This window comes from Halopolyspora algeriensis (assembly GCF_003337235.1).
Lineage (GTDB): Bacteria > Actinomycetota > Actinomycetes > Mycobacteriales > Pseudonocardiaceae > Haloactinomyces > Haloactinomyces algeriensis.
Genome location: NZ_QPJC01000002.1, coordinates 127,586 through 142,622 on the forward strand (window position 1 = coordinate 127,586; position 15,037 = coordinate 142,622).

16 protein-coding genes are annotated in these 15,037 nt (G+C 68.4%); 9 read left to right on the top strand and 7 right to left on the bottom strand.

The window, feature by feature from the left end:
• Positions 1-22: 22 nt before the first annotated feature.
• The 6 genes from DFQ14_RS03925 to DFQ14_RS03950 all read left to right on the top strand — a co-directional run bounded on the left by DFQ14_RS03925 (position 23) and on the right by DFQ14_RS03950 (position 7,389).
• Positions 23-892: a fumarylacetoacetate hydrolase family protein gene (locus tag DFQ14_RS03925; RefSeq protein WP_114451689.1), complete on the top strand. Its 870-nt coding sequence runs from the start codon at positions 23-25 to the stop codon at positions 890-892.
• Positions 889-2,187 (top strand): enolase C-terminal domain-like protein, encoded by a 1,299-nt coding sequence (locus tag DFQ14_RS03930; protein ID WP_114451690.1) that lies wholly within the window; start codon positions 889-891, stop codon positions 2,185-2,187. The genes DFQ14_RS03925 and DFQ14_RS03930 overlap by 4 nt, the downstream gene beginning before the upstream one ends.
• Positions 2,184-2,981, top strand: coding sequence for an SDR family NAD(P)-dependent oxidoreductase (locus DFQ14_RS03935; protein WP_114451691.1), 798 nt, complete (start codon positions 2,184-2,186; stop codon positions 2,979-2,981). Before DFQ14_RS03930 ends, DFQ14_RS03935 begins: the two co-directional genes overlap by 4 nt.
• Complete coding sequence (locus DFQ14_RS03940; RefSeq protein WP_114451692.1) at positions 2,974-4,347, top strand: FAD-binding oxidoreductase; 1,374 nt, start codon at positions 2,974-2,976, stop codon at positions 4,345-4,347. The genes DFQ14_RS03935 and DFQ14_RS03940 overlap by 8 nt, the downstream gene beginning before the upstream one ends.
• 92 nt (positions 4,348-4,439) lie before the next feature.
• A complete protein-coding gene (locus DFQ14_RS03945; RefSeq protein WP_338072572.1) occupies positions 4,440-6,071 on the top strand; it encodes an amidohydrolase in 1,632 nt (543 codons plus the stop codon).
• Positions 6,072-6,219: 148 nt separating this feature from the next.
• Entirely contained in the window at positions 6,220-7,389 is a 1,170-nt protein-coding gene (locus DFQ14_RS03950; RefSeq protein ID WP_114451693.1) for a carboxylate-amine ligase, read from the top strand.
• A 106-nt stretch (positions 7,390-7,495) separates the two neighbouring features.
• On the opposite strand, the gene DFQ14_RS03955 is transcribed toward DFQ14_RS03950, so the two are convergent.
• The 4 genes from DFQ14_RS03955 to DFQ14_RS03965 all read right to left on the bottom strand — a co-directional run bounded on the left by DFQ14_RS03955 (position 7,496) and on the right by DFQ14_RS03965 (position 9,118).
• Complete coding sequence (locus DFQ14_RS03955; protein WP_147275561.1) at positions 7,496-8,044, bottom strand: DUF6292 family protein; 549 nt, start codon at positions 8,042-8,044, stop codon at positions 7,496-7,498.
• A complete protein-coding gene (locus DFQ14_RS21625; RefSeq protein ID WP_147275562.1) occupies positions 8,041-8,226 on the bottom strand; it encodes a hypothetical protein in 186 nt (61 codons plus the stop codon). The genes DFQ14_RS03955 and DFQ14_RS21625 overlap by 4 nt, the downstream gene beginning before the upstream one ends.
• A 39-nt stretch (positions 8,227-8,265) precedes the next feature.
• A complete protein-coding gene (locus DFQ14_RS03960) occupies positions 8,266-8,463 on the bottom strand; it encodes a hypothetical protein (protein ID WP_114451695.1) in 198 nt (65 codons plus the stop codon).
• Positions 8,464-8,611: 148 nt separating this feature from the next.
• The gene (locus DFQ14_RS03965; RefSeq protein ID WP_114451696.1) at positions 8,612-9,118 is read right to left on the bottom strand and encodes an STAS domain-containing protein; all 507 of its coding nucleotides are present in this window, start codon (positions 9,116-9,118) and stop codon (positions 8,612-8,614) included.
• Positions 9,119-9,394: 276 nt separating this feature from the next.
• On the opposite strand from DFQ14_RS03965, the gene DFQ14_RS03970 reads away from it, so the two are divergent.
• The gene (locus DFQ14_RS03970; protein ID WP_114451697.1) at positions 9,395-9,991 is read left to right on the top strand and encodes a TetR/AcrR family transcriptional regulator; all 597 of its coding nucleotides are present in this window, start codon (positions 9,395-9,397) and stop codon (positions 9,989-9,991) included.
• Between the two features lie 56 nt (positions 9,992-10,047).
• Here the strand turns inward: DFQ14_RS03970 and DFQ14_RS03975 are convergent, their stop codons facing one another.
• Positions 10,048-10,383, bottom strand: coding sequence for an ArsR/SmtB family transcription factor (locus DFQ14_RS03975; protein ID WP_114452100.1), 336 nt, complete (start codon positions 10,381-10,383; stop codon positions 10,048-10,050).
• Between the two features lie 121 nt (positions 10,384-10,504).
• Here DFQ14_RS03975 and DFQ14_RS03980 point away from each other — a divergent pair, with 121 nt between their 5' ends.
• Positions 10,505-11,584, top strand: coding sequence for an alkene reductase (locus DFQ14_RS03980; RefSeq protein ID WP_114451698.1), 1,080 nt, complete (start codon positions 10,505-10,507; stop codon positions 11,582-11,584).
• Between the two features lie 121 nt (positions 11,585-11,705).
• Here the strand turns inward: DFQ14_RS03980 and DFQ14_RS03985 are convergent, their stop codons facing one another.
• Entirely contained in the window at positions 11,706-12,365 is a 660-nt protein-coding gene (locus DFQ14_RS03985; RefSeq protein ID WP_114451699.1) for a helix-turn-helix transcriptional regulator, read from the bottom strand.
• Between the two features lie 89 nt (positions 12,366-12,454).
• On the opposite strand from DFQ14_RS03985, the gene DFQ14_RS03990 reads away from it, so the two are divergent.
• A complete protein-coding gene (locus DFQ14_RS03990) occupies positions 12,455-12,922 on the top strand; it encodes a hypothetical protein (protein WP_114451700.1) in 468 nt (155 codons plus the stop codon).
• Between the two features lie 198 nt (positions 12,923-13,120).
• On the opposite strand, the gene DFQ14_RS03995 is transcribed toward DFQ14_RS03990, so the two are convergent.
• On the bottom strand, positions 13,121-14,608 hold the full coding sequence (locus tag DFQ14_RS03995; RefSeq protein WP_114451701.1) for a permease: 1,488 nt from the start codon (positions 14,606-14,608) through the stop codon (positions 13,121-13,123).
• Between the last annotated feature and the right edge of the window lie 429 nt (positions 14,609-15,037).

Below are 15,037 nucleotides of genomic sequence, written 5' to 3' on the forward strand. Positions count from 1 at the left end.
GCCACAGCCTGGGAGGGCTTTGATGAAATTGATGCGCCTGGGGCTGCCGGGAGCCGAACGGCCTGCAGTGCGCTCCGATGACGGCACGACCTATGATCTCGGTGCACTCACCGAGGACATCACCGGAGCGTTTCTCGCGGCTGACGGCATCGAGCGGACCCGCGAAGCCCTGCAGCACGGCCGGCTACGTCCACTGTCGACCACCGGGGTGCGAGTCGGTCCGCCGGTCGCGAGACCGGCCGCCGTGGTCTGCATCGGGCAGAACTATGCGGCACACGCTGCGGAATCGGGAGGTGCCCCACCGGCAGAACCCATCGTGTTCTTCAAGCATCCGAACACGGTGGTCGGTCCGCACGACGACGTGGTCCTGCCGGAAAGCAGCGGATGCACCGACTGGGAAGTGGAGTTGGCGGTGGTGCTCGGTCGTCGGGCGAGCAGACTTGGTTCGACAACCGAGGCCTTCGATCACATCGCCGGCTACGTTGTCGGCAACGACCTCTCGGAACGGAACTGGCAACTGGAACGTTCCGGGGGCCAGTGGTCCAAAGGCAAGTGCGCGCCCGGGTTCAACCCGCTCGGACCGTGGTTGGTGGCGGCCGAGGACATCGGTGATGTGCAGGCATTGCCGCTGCGGTCCTGGGTCAATGGACAGCTTCGGCAGGATTCCACCACCGCCGACATGATCTTCGGAGTCGCACACCTGGTCTGGCAGTTGAGCTGGTTCATGACCCTGGAAGCAGGGGACGTGATCAATACCGGGACCCCGGAAGGGGTCGCGCTTTCCGGTCGGTTCCCCTATCTGTCGCCGGGCGATGTCGTCGAGACCGAGATAGCAGGGCTCGGGCGCCAGCGTCAGCAGGTCGTCGGTACACAGTTGGAGGCAGCACGATGAGCAGGATCGTCTCGCTCGAGGTGTCCGATGTCCGGTTTCCCACCTCGCGGCAGCTGGATGGCTCGGATGCCATGAATCCCGATCCGGACTACTCCACGGCGTACGTGGTGCTGCGCACGGACGACGGGCCCGACGGGCACGGGTTCGCCTTCACCATCGGTCGGGGCAACGATGTCCAGTGCGCGGCGATTTCGCTGCTGACCAGCCAGGTGGTGGGCCGCGATGTCGATGCCCTTTGCAGCGCCCTGGGGGAATTCTCCCGCGAGCTGTCCGCCGACTCGCAGTTGCGGTGGCTCGGCCCGGAGAAGGGGGTCGTGCACATGGCGGCGGGGGCGGTGGTCAACGCCGCGTGGGACCTGGCCGCCAAACGGGCCGGTAAGCCGCTTTGGCAGCTGCTGGCGGAGATGCCCCCGGAACAGCTGGTGGATCTCGTGGACTGGCGCTACCTCGGTGACGCTCTCACGAGGCAGGAGGCGCTGGAATTGCTGCGCGGTGCCGAGCCCGGGCGTGCCGAGAGAATCCGGCAGCTGCACCGTGCGGGCTACCCGGCTTACACCACGACGCCGGGCTGGCTGGGTTACGACGATGCCAAGCTGGCGCGGTTGTGCCGCCAAGCGGTGCTCGATGGCTATGATCTGATCAAGCTCAAGGTCGGCGGCGATGTCGAGCACGATGTCCGGCGGCTTGCCATCGCACGGGAAGCGGTCGGGTCGGACGTGCGCATCGCCATCGACGCCAATCAGCGCTGGGACGTCGACGAGGCGATCCGATGGCTGGAGCGATTGGCACCTTTCGACCCGTGGTGGATCGAGGAGCCGACGTCCCCCGATGACGTGCTCGGCCACGCCGCGATCCGGCGAGCAGTGACTCCCATGCGGGTCGCCACCGGCGAGCACGTCCACAACCGTGTGATGTTCAAGCAGCTGCTGCAAGCAGGCGCGATCGACGTGCTGCAGCTGGACGCCACCCGAGTCGCCGGGATCAACGAGAACGTCGCCGTGTTGCTGCTGGCGGCCAAGTTCGGTGTGCCGGTGTGCCCGCATGCCGGCGGGGTGGGACTGTGCGAGCTGGTGCAGCATCTGTCGATGTTCGACTATGTTGCCGTCTCCGGCTCGATGGACGGCCGCGCGATCGAACATGTCGATCACCTCCACGAGCATTTCGTGGACCCGGTGCGCATGACCTCCAACAGATACCTGCCGCCGTGGAAGCCGGGGATGAGTGCCGAGATCCGGCACGACTCCCGGCTGCGGTTTCAGTACCCCGGTGGGGCGGCGTGGGAGGTGGCCTCATGACGGGGGCTTCCGGATCGAACCCGGCCGTATCCGAATTCGCAGGTCTGTCGGCACTGGTGACCGGGGGTTCCTCCGGCATCGGCCTGGCCACCGCTCGGCTTCTGTCCGAGCGCGGGGCGCAGGTGGCGTGTGTGGATCTCGCTTTCTCGAATCTTCCCGAACCGCTGGTGCCGGTGGTCTGCGATGTGACCGACGATGCTGCGGTTCGGGCGGCTGTGGAGTATGTGGCCTCGACTTTCGGCGGGTTGGATGTGGTGGTCAACAACGCCGGTATCGGGGCCCAGGGCGGTGTGGAACACGCTGCCGACGAGCAGTGGCGCGAGGTGTTCGAAGTCAATGTCCTCGGTGTGGCCAGGACCAGCAGGGCGGCCCTGCCGATGCTGCGCCGCTCGGAGCATGCCGCGATCGTCAACACCTGCTCGGTGGCCGCGGAAGTGGGCCTGCCGGACCGCGCTGTCTACAGTGCCAGCAAGGGAGCGGTGCTGGCACTGACGCGGGCGATGGCTGCCGACCACGTCGCGGACGGGATCAGGGTGAACTGCGTGACCCCGGGTACTGCCGACACTCCCTGGGTGCAGCGGCTGCTGGACGCCGCACCCGACCCCGCTGTCGAGCGCGCGGCTCTGGAAGCGCGCCAACCCACCGGGCGGCTGGTCGGTGCCGACCAGGTCGCCCATGCGATCTGCCACCTCGCGTCACCGGCCGCGCTGGCGAGCACGGGTACGGCGCTGCCGGTCGACGCGGGCATGTCCGGACTGCGACTGCCGGCATCGGGGAAGGGCAGGTATGACTGAGCCGATACTGCGGGAGCTGCGAGCACAGCTTCCGGATGATGCGATCCTCACCGACCCTGCCGGCACCGAGGCCTACCGCTACGACAAGGCCGGCTTCTGTACGGCGGGTACCCCGCTGGCAGTGGTGCGGCCGAGCACCGGCGAGCAGGTACAGCACGTGTTGCGGGTGGCCACCCGACACCGTGTGCCCGTGGTGCCGCAAGGGGCACGTTCGGGGCTTTCCGGCGCGGCCAACGCCGTCGAGAGTGGGCTGGTGCTCTCACTGTCGCGGATGAACCGCGTCCTCGAAATCGATCCTGTTGACCAAGTGGCGGTGGTGGAGCCCGGGGTGATCAACGCCGACCTCTCGCGAGCCGTCGCCGGGCACGGGTTGAGTTATCCCCCCGACCCCTCTTCGTGGGAACTGTCGACGATCGGTGGCAACCTGGCGACCAATGCCGGCGGGCTGTGCTGCGTGAAGTACGGGGTGACCGCTGATTTCGTACGTGCCCTCGAGGTGGTCATGGCCGATGGGCAGGTGCTGCATACAGGACGGCGCGCGGCCAAGGGGGTGGCCGGCTATGACCTGACCCGGTTGCTGGTCGGTTCCGAGGGCACGCTCGGAGTGATCACGAAGGCGGTGCTTGGCTTGCGTCCCGCGCCGGAGACCGACCTGACCGCAGCGGCGGTGTTTTCCGCGGCCGAACCTGCGCTGCATGCGGTGAACCGGATCGTCGCCGACCGGGTCCAGCCCTCGATGCTGGAGTTCCTGGACGGCACCACGATGCGCGCGATCCAGGACTATCGGGACATGGGTCTGCCCGCCGAGGCGGAAGCGATGGTGCTGGTCCAGTCCGATCGTGGTGTGCGAGCCGCCGACGACGTCGCGGCAATCGGGCGGATCTGCGCCGAGGAGGGGGCTGTGCAGGTGGCCGATGCCGCCGATGCCGCCGAGTCGGCGATGCTCTGGCAGGCACGCCGGATGGTGAATCCGGCGATCGAGCGGCTCGGGGCCACGCTGGTCGACGACGTGTCGGTACCTCGCTCGCGGCTGGCGGAACTGCTCGACGGGGTGGCACGCATCGCGGGGAAACACGACGTGCTTGTCTCGTGCCCCGGCCACGTTGGGGACGGCAACATGCACCCGACTGTCATCTTCGACCGCGGTGATGATGCCGCAGCGGTCCGTGCCGAGCGAGCCTTCGACGCCATCATGCAACTCGGCCTGGAGCTGGGCGGAACGATCACCGGGGAACACGGCGTGGGGCTGCTCAAGCGGCGCTGGCTGGAGCACGAACTCGGGCCGTTGAGCACGAGTCTGCAGCACAGCATCAAGGCTGCGTTCGATCCGCTGGGAATTCTCAATCCCGGCAAGGTGCTCGACTGACCTGTCCGCGTGCTGTTCCTCGACTTGCGAGTGATCACGGTTGACGAGGGGACGCTCCTGCGGATCCACTGGGATGCAGGCAGGGAGGAGTGGTGGCAGTGCAGCGTTTCTCGGCCGAGGCGGAGCCGGTGCGGATCTTCACGGCCCGGCGGATCATCACGATGAGCACCCCGGAGCCGCAGGCTCTCGCCAGTCGCGGAGAGTGGATCGTGGCCACCGGCGGCCTGGAGGAGTTGCGGCGGGAGTTCCCGTCGGCGCACGTGTGCGACTTCGGGCAGGCCACCGTCGTGCCGGGCTTCAACGATGCCCACCAGCACCCCACGATCTGTGCCGAGCAGTCCCTGCAGGTGGACCTGTCGCCGCAGCGCATCGGCTCGACCGGCGATCTGATTGCCGCTCTGCGGCAGCGGGCCTCGCAGACGCCGCCGGGGCAGTGGGTGCTCGGCTGCGGCTACGACCACTTCCGCAGCAATGCGGGAGTGGAGCTGACCCGGGCGGAGCTGGATCGCGCGTGTCCCGACCATCCGGTTCTGGTGGTGCACGTGACGTTGCACGCGGGTGTGGTCAACACCCGCGCGCTGGAACTCGCCGGCCTCACCGACGACAGCGACCCGCCCGCCGGGGGTGAGCTCGGCCGCGATGCGAGCGGCGGGCTCACCGGGGTGCTGCACGACCAGGCCCTCTACGATCTGGCCTTTCCCGCCTTCACGCGGCGGCGCACGATCGTTCCCCAGCCCTCGATGGACGACCGCGCGGAGGCGTTCCGGCGCTATGCGCACGCCCTGCACGCGGCCGGCATCACCTCGGTCGGCGACGCCCTCGTCGGGCCGCAGAGCTGGGAGCTGCTGCGCCGTGTCGAGCGGGACGGCCGGCTCACCCTGCGGGTGAACGCGCTGGCGGCCCACGAGCACTTCGACCACTTCCGCTCCCTGCAGCTCGAGCCACCCGAGCCCGGCGATCGGCTCCGTCTCGGCGGGGTCAAGGCCTTCGCCGACGGCGCGGTCAACGGCGGGACCTGTCTGGTCGAGCAGCCCCTCGAAGGCACCGATCGGCACGGGATCGAGCGCCTGTCCGCGGCGGAGCTCGACGACCTCGTCCGCGAGGTCCACGAGGCCGGGTGGCGGGTCGGTGTGCACGCCAACGGCGACCGCGCCATCCGCCGGGTGCTCGATGCGGTGGACAAGGCGCAGAGCAACGACCCCCGGCCCGACATGCGCCACCGCATCGAGCACTGCTCGATCGTCGACGACGAGCTGCTGGTCCGGATGCGGCAGCACGGTATGGTCGCCGTCCCCTTCGGCAACTACGTCGCCGCGCACGGTGACAAGCTCATCGGCTATTACGGGCCGCAGCGGGCCGAGCGGATGTTCGCCCATCGCGGGCTACTCGATGCGGGTGTGGCGGTCGCCGGCTCCTCGGACTATCCCTGCGGACCGTACGAGCCGCTGTTCGCCCTGCGCAGCTGCGTGACCCGGCTCGCCCCGGACGGCGAGCCGTTCGGGCCGACACAGCGCATCACCGCTGCCGAGGCACTCGCGCTGTACACCACCGGGTCGGCGTATGCCTCGGGGGAGGAGACCACGAAGGGACGGCTCGTGCCCGGGCAACTGGCGGATTTCGCGGTGCTGGGCGAGAACCCGCTCACCGTGGACGCCGACCACCTGGCCCGAGTTCCCGTCCTCGAAACCCGGGTCGGCGCCGAGGCCGTGTGGGCGGCCGAATGATCGGCCGGCGCACACCCGCCACCCGGGTGATGCGGTTGATTTCCCCTGCGCACGGGTAAGACGGGCGTGGGTGTCCGTATGCAGCCCTCCCACTCGGGCCGGTCCCGCCCTGGGCCGGCGCGGAGGGCGCTCACCAACGGAGAGGTGAATGACTCGTCCCGACGCAGGCCCCTGGGCCGGAAACGGGCAGCGCACCATCCCCACCTTGGGAGTCGAGGAGGAGTTCTTGCTTCTGGACTCCGAGAGCCTGCAGCCCACGGGGGACGGGGGCGCTGCCTCGCGCATCCGGCGCAGCCAGGAGGAGGGGGAGGTGCAGCTCGAGCTCGCCCCCGCCCAGATCGAAACCTCCAGCTCGGTGTGTCACGAACTGGAGGAACTGCACCGGAAGCTGGCGTATCTGCGCACGGACCTGGCCGCTGCCGCCGGGCAGCGTGGCCGCAGGTTGGCCGCGATCGCCGCGCCACCGACCGGGCAGGCGGGGCCACCGCCGGTGACCGATACCCCGCGCTACCGCCGGATGTACGACAACTACGGCGTCCTCGTCGAGGACCAGGGGGTGTGTGCCTGTCACGTGCACGTCGGCACGCTCGATCTGGAGTCCGCGTTGCTGGTGAGCAACCATCTGCGCCCGTGGCTGCCCGCCCTGCTGCTGGTCACCACCAATTCTCCGTTCTTCCGCAGCGCCGACACCGGCTACGCGAGCTGGCGCACCGTCCTGTGGTCGCGATTGCCCACCGCGTGCCCGCCCCCGCATTTCACCTCGGTCGAGCACTACCGCACCCTCGTCGACACCCTGGTGGATTCGGGCATGGTGCTCGACCTCGGCATGCTCTACTGGTACGTGCGGCCGTCCGAGCGTCTGCCGACCCTGGAGATGCGGGTCGCCGATACCGCTGCCACCGCCGAGGAGGCGGTGCTGCTCGCCGGTCTGGTCCGGGCGCTGGTGATCACCGCGCTGGACGACATCGCCGGTGGCAGGCCCGTGGCGCCGGTGGACGATCAGATGCTGCAGGCGGCCTGCTGGCGTGCCGCGCGCGAGGGGTTGGAGGGGGTGGGGTTCGATGTGTTCACGCGTCGGGTGCTGCCCGCCTGGGATCTACTCGATGGGCTGGTGCGGCACGTGCACCCGGCGCTGGAGGAATCCGGTGACCTGGACCGGGTTGCCTCGCTGCTGCGGGAGCTGCGGGAGCGGGGCAGCGCCACGAGCAGGCAGCGCGAGGTGTTCCGCCGCCATCACGACATCGGCGAGGTCCTCGAACACGTGCTGACCGAGACGATGCGCGGCACCACCGCGCAGGCACGGTCCGCAGACGAGTAACGCGCAGGCAACCTGCCGAAAGCCCCTGCTCTCTGCCGGCGGGCAGTGTCCCGGCGTGGGCAGTTCTGTGCTGTGTGATGCCTTGCTTTCGGTGGCACCGCCCTGCTCAGGAGCCGCTGCTGGAGTGCCCGGCGCCGCGCGTGACCAGCAGTTCCAGCAGGGCCGGATCGTCGGCGGTGGGTTCCTCGGGCGGTTCGGCGTGGCCGCTGCGATCACCCGCGGCCAGCACGCTCAGCCAGGCGGCCACGGTGTCGGGTGCCGGGATCACGCCCGCGGCGTCGGCTTCCCGGGTGACCCGATACGCGCGGCTGCCGTCCTCGGTGTTCAGATACCACCCGGCTGCGGGGACCCACTCCACGGTGAGTTCCGGCTGCGTGGCCGGCCGCACCGAGATCCGCGTCCCGTCACCGGCCACGTCGACTCCGGCGAGTGCGACACCGACGGCTTCGGCCGCTTCATGCACGGCCTGCGCGTATCCCTCGGCCGCATCGCGGAGCCCGAGCTTGCCTGCGGTGTGGGCCAGCAGGGATTCGTTCAGCGCCGCAGCATCCATACGCACCTCGCACCGTGGTTGTTCGCGGCCAACGCTCGCATTCGGGGAGATACCCACATCCTCGGCGCGGCTCACCGCGTCGGGGCGGATCAGTGTGGTCAATGGACGAGCAGACTCTCGCGCAGCACTTGCAGATGCTCGGGCGAGCAGGCGGTGAGCACGGTCGCGGTGCCGTCGACGGGGTCGTGCGCCAGGCTGCGCAGCACGGTGCGGGAGTCGAGCACGCGCCCGCACCGGTGACACCGGGGCGGGCGGGCCCCGCCCGTCTCAGCGCGTGCGGGCACGTGCCCTCCTGGCACGGAGTCCCTCGGCATGGTGCTCCTTTACGTGTTCATCACGCGGTGCGCCCCGCATACCCGGCAGATCAGCCGTGAGCTCAGCTCCTGCACGAACCCCTCGTGCAGCTCCTGGGCTTGCAGGGCGGGATGTCCGCAGACCTGGCACGTCATCGCGGACGGTGGTACCGAGAGGGAATCGGCATCGGGACGGGCAGCGGAGGGAATGTGCGGGTCGGTTTCCATGAGCAGTTCCTGCTTCGTCGATCTTCAGGGAGGGGTGCGCTTCCGGAAACAAGCCTGCGGGATGACAGCGAGCATCGATCCTTTCCTGAAAGCCCGGGCTCCCGGTTGGTTGCTCAACCGGGAGCCCGGGCGGGACGGCACCGAGGGGTTATCGGGGAGCCGGCACGGGACGGGGGGTGTGTTCCCGGCCGGTGGTGTCGTCTCCACGCATGTGCGTCAGGGCGTCGGTCACCGTGCCGAAGCACGGCAGGACGGTGGTGAGTCCGCCGGCTGCCAGTGCGCGGTCGACGGCGTGGTTCCGGTTCACGGCACACAGCGGAATGCCGCGGTGGGCGGCATAGGTATGGGCGTTTGCCAGCAGTTCCAGTCCGGTGAGGCCGAGGAACGTCACTTCACCGAGGTCGAGCACCAGCGCGGACACCGTGCTGTTCAAGCGTGGCCACAGCAGCCGCTCGAGCTGCGGGGTCGTGGCCAGGTCCAGGTCACCGGCCACGCTCAGCACCGCCACTTGTGGGGCGGCGTAGCTCATGCGCAGCAGCAACGGGGGGCTGCCCGCGGGCGTGGCCCGCCTGTCGGTGGAGACTCCTGCGACGTCCGCAGGAAAGTCGGTACCGGCCGGGCCGAGGTGGTTGGTGATCGGAACGTCGGTGGGCACGTCATTCTCCTCTGGGTCGAGGGCTCACGCCGTGCGTTCGTCAGCAGCAGCGCAGCCGCAGGGGAGGGCCCGCAAGGAAGATCCCATCGCCGTGCCCCTCGGCGTCTGAGCGGCATGGGAACAACCAACGCGGCGACCCTCACGCGGTCGGTCTGCCGGCTGCTTGTTCAACCAGCCACCTCCACCCTAAGGAAGACAGACAGGTCCGTCCACGTGGAGCGCTGCCGCTCCGCGGAGTTTCTGTGCCCTCGGAGGAAGCGGTAGAGTGGAGAGAATATGGCTACTGTCGGCGATGTGTCTGCGCGTGCGGGTCCGCGGGAGCGCATTCTGGACACCGCCTATGCGCTGTTCGCCCGGCGCGGGGTCGGCGACGTCGGTATCGACGAGGTCATCGCCGGCTCCGGGGTGGCCAAGGCCACCCTGTATCGGCACTTCCCGTCCAAAACCGAGCTGGTGCTGGCCTTTCTGGCCGAGCGCGAGCAGCGCTGGACCCGCGAGTTCCTCGCCGTCGAATCCGCCCGGCGCGGCACCACGCCGCAGCAGCAGCTGCTGGCCCTTTTCGACGTGTTCGACGAGTGGTTTCACCGCACCGACTTCGAGGGCTGCTCGTTCATCAACGTGCTGCTGGAAATGCACGGCCACGGCCCCGAGCACCCGCTGGGCCGGGCCAGCGCCCAGTACCTGGACAACATCCGCGCCCTCGTGCGGCAACGGGCCGAACGTGCCGGGCTGGCCTGCCCGGCAGAGTTCGCCCACTCCTGGCACATCCTCATGAAAGGCTCCATCATCGCCGCCGCCGAAGGCGACCGCCACGCCGCCCGCCGCGCCAAACCCATGGCCCACTGCCTCATCCAACAACACAGCACCCCCTGACACCGCACAACGCGGCCGGGTGGAGTCTGCATGCTGCCGGAGTTCGTTCGGCGGAACTACTCGGCGTCGAGAATCGCCCGGAGCAGGCCGGGAAAACGTTCGTCGAGTTCGGTGGTGCGCAGTTCGCTGTAGCGGGCCGTGCCCTCCTCGTACTGCGAGATGATCCCGCTTTCCCGGAGTACCCGGAAGTGGTGTGTCGAGGTCGACTTGGACACACCGAGCTCGAAGGCGCCACAGGACATCGGGTGCTCGGCGCACGCGAGAGCCCGCACGATCCGCAGTCGCACCGGTTCACCGAGTGCCCGCAGCACCTGCTCGACACCGATGTTTCGAAGGTCGGGCTGCTCCAGTGCCTTCCCCGCCGCGGGACTCCGGGCTCGACTGGTGAGCATGCCCACAGTGTACGACAGGAATCGTACGAGCAGAGGACGTGTTTGTAGGGCCGAGTTCGTAGTACGACAAACGTCGTACAAGCCTGGACGAGCTCGCGTGCCGACGACAAGGAGACCTGCGATGCGACTGTTCGACCCGTACCGTCTGGGGCCCCTCACGCTGCCGAATCGGGTCCTGATGGCTCCGATGACCCGCAGCCGCGCTCCGGAGACGGTGCAGGGCCGGATCAACGCCCGCTACTACGCGCAGCGGGCCGGTGCCGGACTCATCATCAGCGAGGGCACCCAGGTCAGCGTGCTGGGGCAGGGCTATCCCTACACGCCCGGCATCCACACCGAGGAGCACGAGGACGGGTGGCGCGAGGTGACCGAGGCGGTGCACGCGGCAGGCGGGCGGATCTTCGCCCAGCTGTGGCATGTGGGCCGCATGGGACACGAGTCCGTGCACGGCCGGACCCCGGTCGCCCCCTCGGCGGTCAACCCCGACACCGACATCTTTACCCCCTCGGGGATGCAACCCGTTCCGACACCCAGGGCGTTGAGCACCGAGGATCTGTCGACGGTGATCGGCGAGTTCCGTCAGGCGGCCCAGCGGGCCCGGAACGCGGGCTTCGACGGCGTGGAGGTGCACGGCGCGAACGGGTACCTGCTGGACCAGTTCCTGCAGAGTGGTTCCAACCGGCGCACCGACGAATACGGCGGTTCGGTGGCCAACCGGACCCGGCTGTTGCTGGAGGTGACCGAGGCGGTGGCCGACGTGTGGGGCGCCGACCGGGTGGGTGTCCGGCTGTCGCCGGGCGGCACTTTCAACGGCACCTTCGACGACGACCCCGTCGAGACGTTCGGCTACGCGGCCAAGGCCCTAGACGGCTTCGGTCTCGCCTACCTGCACGTGGTCGAGACCTCACAGGTCCTGCCACCGCAGGGGTTGGAGCACGTCGGGGGGCCCACCGCGCTGTCGCGGTCGGCGTATTCCGGGACGATCATCACCAACGGTGAGTACACCCGCGACACCGCCGAGGAGGCGCTCGCCTCGGGTGCGGCCGACCTGGTCGCGTTCGGGCGCTCGTTCCTGGCCAACCCCGACCTGCCGGAGCGATTCCGTGTCGGTGCCCCGCTCAACGAGGGTGACCACGGCACGTTCTACGGCGGTGACGAGCGCGGGTACACCGATTACCCGTTCCTCGCCGAAGCCTCCTGAGGCTGCTCGGAAACCCCGAGGGCGCGCCGGGCTCCGCACAGCGGGGCCCGGCGCGCTCGCTCGGTGCGCAGCGGGCAGGACGCCGTGTCGTGCTCGCTGCCGAAGGCCCCGGCAGGACTGGTCAGTCCCGGTGCACGATGACGCAGCAGCGGCCCGGCCGGGGGTCGAGGGCGGCGTGTGCACCTGCGCCCACACCGGCGATCACTCCCTCGATCAGGTGCAGGTTGAGGCCGCACACCAGGTCCCGGTGATCCCGGGCGAGGCGGTGGAACGGGCAGTTGCGCAGCTCGATGTCGTTCCCGCTCTCGCACGGCTCGTAGCCGCACTCGCGCAGCGCCACCACCATGCCCGCGCCCGGTTCGGTCACCATCCGCATGCCTGCCTCGCGAGCCGTTTCGTCGATGGCGACTCGCACCGCACCGGAGGTGTCGTGTTCGGCGGATTCGACCAGCAGCCGCGCCAGCAGTTCGTAGTCGCGCGGGGGGACGCTGACCGCCAGTTCCTGCTCGGCCCTGGTGTAGAGCTTGGCCGGCCGCCCGGCGCCCGGTCCACCCCGCCCGGCAGGGCGCTGGTAGGTGGTCGCCAGCAGACCGGCCTCGACCAGCTTGTCGAGGTGGTAGGCCGCCAGCGTGCGCCCGACTTCGGCCGCGGTGGCGGCCTGGTCGCGCGAGACCGGCTCGTCGTGCTCGCCCACGTACTCGTACAGCCGCCGCCGCACCGGGTCTTCGAGGCTGCTCAACCCGGCCAGTTCCGCCTGATCGGGCGGTCCGTTCGTCGCCATACCACATTCTAGCGCCAACGAGTATTGACAAATCGCGGCGACGTGCGATTCTAAAAATACATCTCGTTGTTTTTACATGGAGGCTCACAATGACCACCACCGAACTCCACCCACCCAGCGCACACGGGATGAACGAGATCGCACACCGGGTTCGCACCGAACCCGCCTATGGCGCGTACCTGCTGCTGCGGGTCGGTTTCACGGTGCTGCCGATCGTGGTCGGGGCGGACAAGTTCGCCAACCTGCTCACCGACTGGCAGCAGTACCTGGCTCCGTGGATCGCCGCGCTCGTTCCGTTCAGCGCTCACCAGGCGATGCTCGTGGTCGGGGTGATCGAGATCGTCGCCGGGATCACCGTGGCGGTCAAACCCCGCTACGGGGCTCTGCTCGTGGCCGCCTGGCTCGCCGGGATCGTGATCAGCCTGTTGAGCTATCCGGGATTCTTCGACGTCGCGCTGCGCGACTTCGGACTGATGTTGGGCGCTCTCAGCCTGGCGTGGCTGGCCACGGCTTACGGATCGGCCCGCTCCCGGCGCCGGAGCACCACCGGCAGCTGAGCTCGCCTGCGGAACCGGTGATCACAGGGCAGACTCCGCTCAGGGGTCTGCCCTGCGCGGCCGGTCACCGCGCCGATGTCCGGGACAGCAGCAAGTGGCGGCCGAACATGATGATGCCCACGGCGATCAGGAGCATGGCACTCGCGGTCGGCCAGCCCTGGCGGCGATGGGGGGGCTGCCCTGCCTCGAGGTGAACGCTTACCAGATCACCCCCGCCGCGAGCGTGGCGATCACAAGACCCCCGACAACCGGTAGGAAGAGCCTGCGTGCCAGCTCGATCACCGATACGCCGGTGACTCCGGCAACCGCGATGAGTGTCGACCAGATCACGAGAGTGCCGCCGCCGACCCAGGTCGAGCCGTTCTGAGCCACTGCGGCCAGAACCGCAGGGTCCACACCCGTCTCATCGCCCAGGGCCGAGGCCAGCGTGCCGGTGAAGGGCAGCCCTGGCCAGCCGTTGCCGTCCAGGCCGAGCATCATGCCGATGAACAGCATGGCGAAGAGCACGACGAATGGATTGGCCGGAATGTGTTCCTGCACCTTCGCGACGACGTCGAGGAGGAGGCTGGGTGCTTCGGCATCCTCCGGCAGGCCGAGGATCCGGCCGGAGAAGCTACCGAGACCGACATAGATGAAGCCCGCTACCGGGATCACCATGCCCATCACTCGGAACGCGAACGACACGCCGTGCACGAAGTGGTCAGCGGATCGCTCGAGCCACTTCGGTCCTGCGGACAACCCGGTGATCGCTATGAGCAGCAGCGCCGCGGTCCCACCGACCAACGTTGCTCCCGCACCGTCGTCCATGGTGGGGACGACCGAGGTAAAGCGTCCCAGCAGGATGAAGACGAGCAATGCACCGAAGCACACCGGGACCGAAAGAGACAGCAATTTCGAGCGCTGCTCGCTGATCACCTCTCGTGGAGCCTGGTGGCCCATGTCCAGCTCGTCGTTGACCGCCTCGCTCTCGCCGGCGTCGGTGCTGCCGCCGGAGCCACTGCTCGGCCCGCCCGCCATGGCATGCATGGGTGCGCGCACTGTGTCGGATTGGGCGATCGTGCTTCGCACCGTGATGAAGTAGGCGGCAACGAGCGCGACCGTCCCCACGATGAGGGCGATCACCAGCGCCCGGTCCGCGATGTCACTCGCGGGAACCCCGGCTCCTTGAGCGGATAGACCCGGTGCCACGCCGAGGATGTAATCCGAAGAGAGAGCCATGCCTTGCCCGGCGATCGCGATGGCGATTGCCGCGCCCATCGGGCTCAGTCCGACCCGCAGTGCCGCCGGGATCAGGATGGCAGCCAGTAGTGGGATCACCGGGGTCGGCCAGAACACCAGCGAGAGCCCGAAGGTGATCACGGCCAGTACCACGTACGCGGTCGGACCGTTGCGCATCAACCGTTGGAACGGGCTGATCATGCGTTCGTCCGCGCCGGCGGCGCGGAGCGCTTGAATGAGCGAGGTCATGATCGCGATGATCAGGAAAATGGTCAGCAGTTCGGTGGTGGAGGTGAGTGTTGCCCTGAAGACGGCGCTGATGCCGGTCGTGATGCTTTCTGTCATCACCGCCGCGGTGAGGAAGGTGGCGGCGATGGCAGGCGCCACCACGTTCTTTTTCAGTACGACCAAGGAGATCAGCAGTGCGATTCCGGCGAGGTAGATCCAATGGGCAGCGGTGAGATCCATACCGGCACCTCCGGTGGGTGATCGGCCAGCAAGTCGAGAGCGATGCGAGTTGAGGTTCGACTCGATGCACAGTGCACCGGTTCGATCGAGTCGTGAGTCCGACCGGCACGGACTTCTCGTGTGGTGACATCGGGGACCGAGGGAATCCCCGCGTGGTGCCGAACGTGTTGCCGTTGTTCGCACAGCCTCCGGCGGCGCTGAATGATGAATCAGGATGACAGCCGCGAGTGCGATTGAACCAGGAACAACTGCACAGAATGCTTCGAATTCATTGTGCAGTGCGTCCCATTGACAATCCGGGAATTCGTCGAATGCGTCCTCGGACATGGTGCCCGAAATATGTGCTCCGCTCTGTGCAGAGTGGACATGGCTCTTGGTCGTCCGCAGCTGCTAGGACTGATCCATATGCGCGACCGTTGTCGGCGCCAC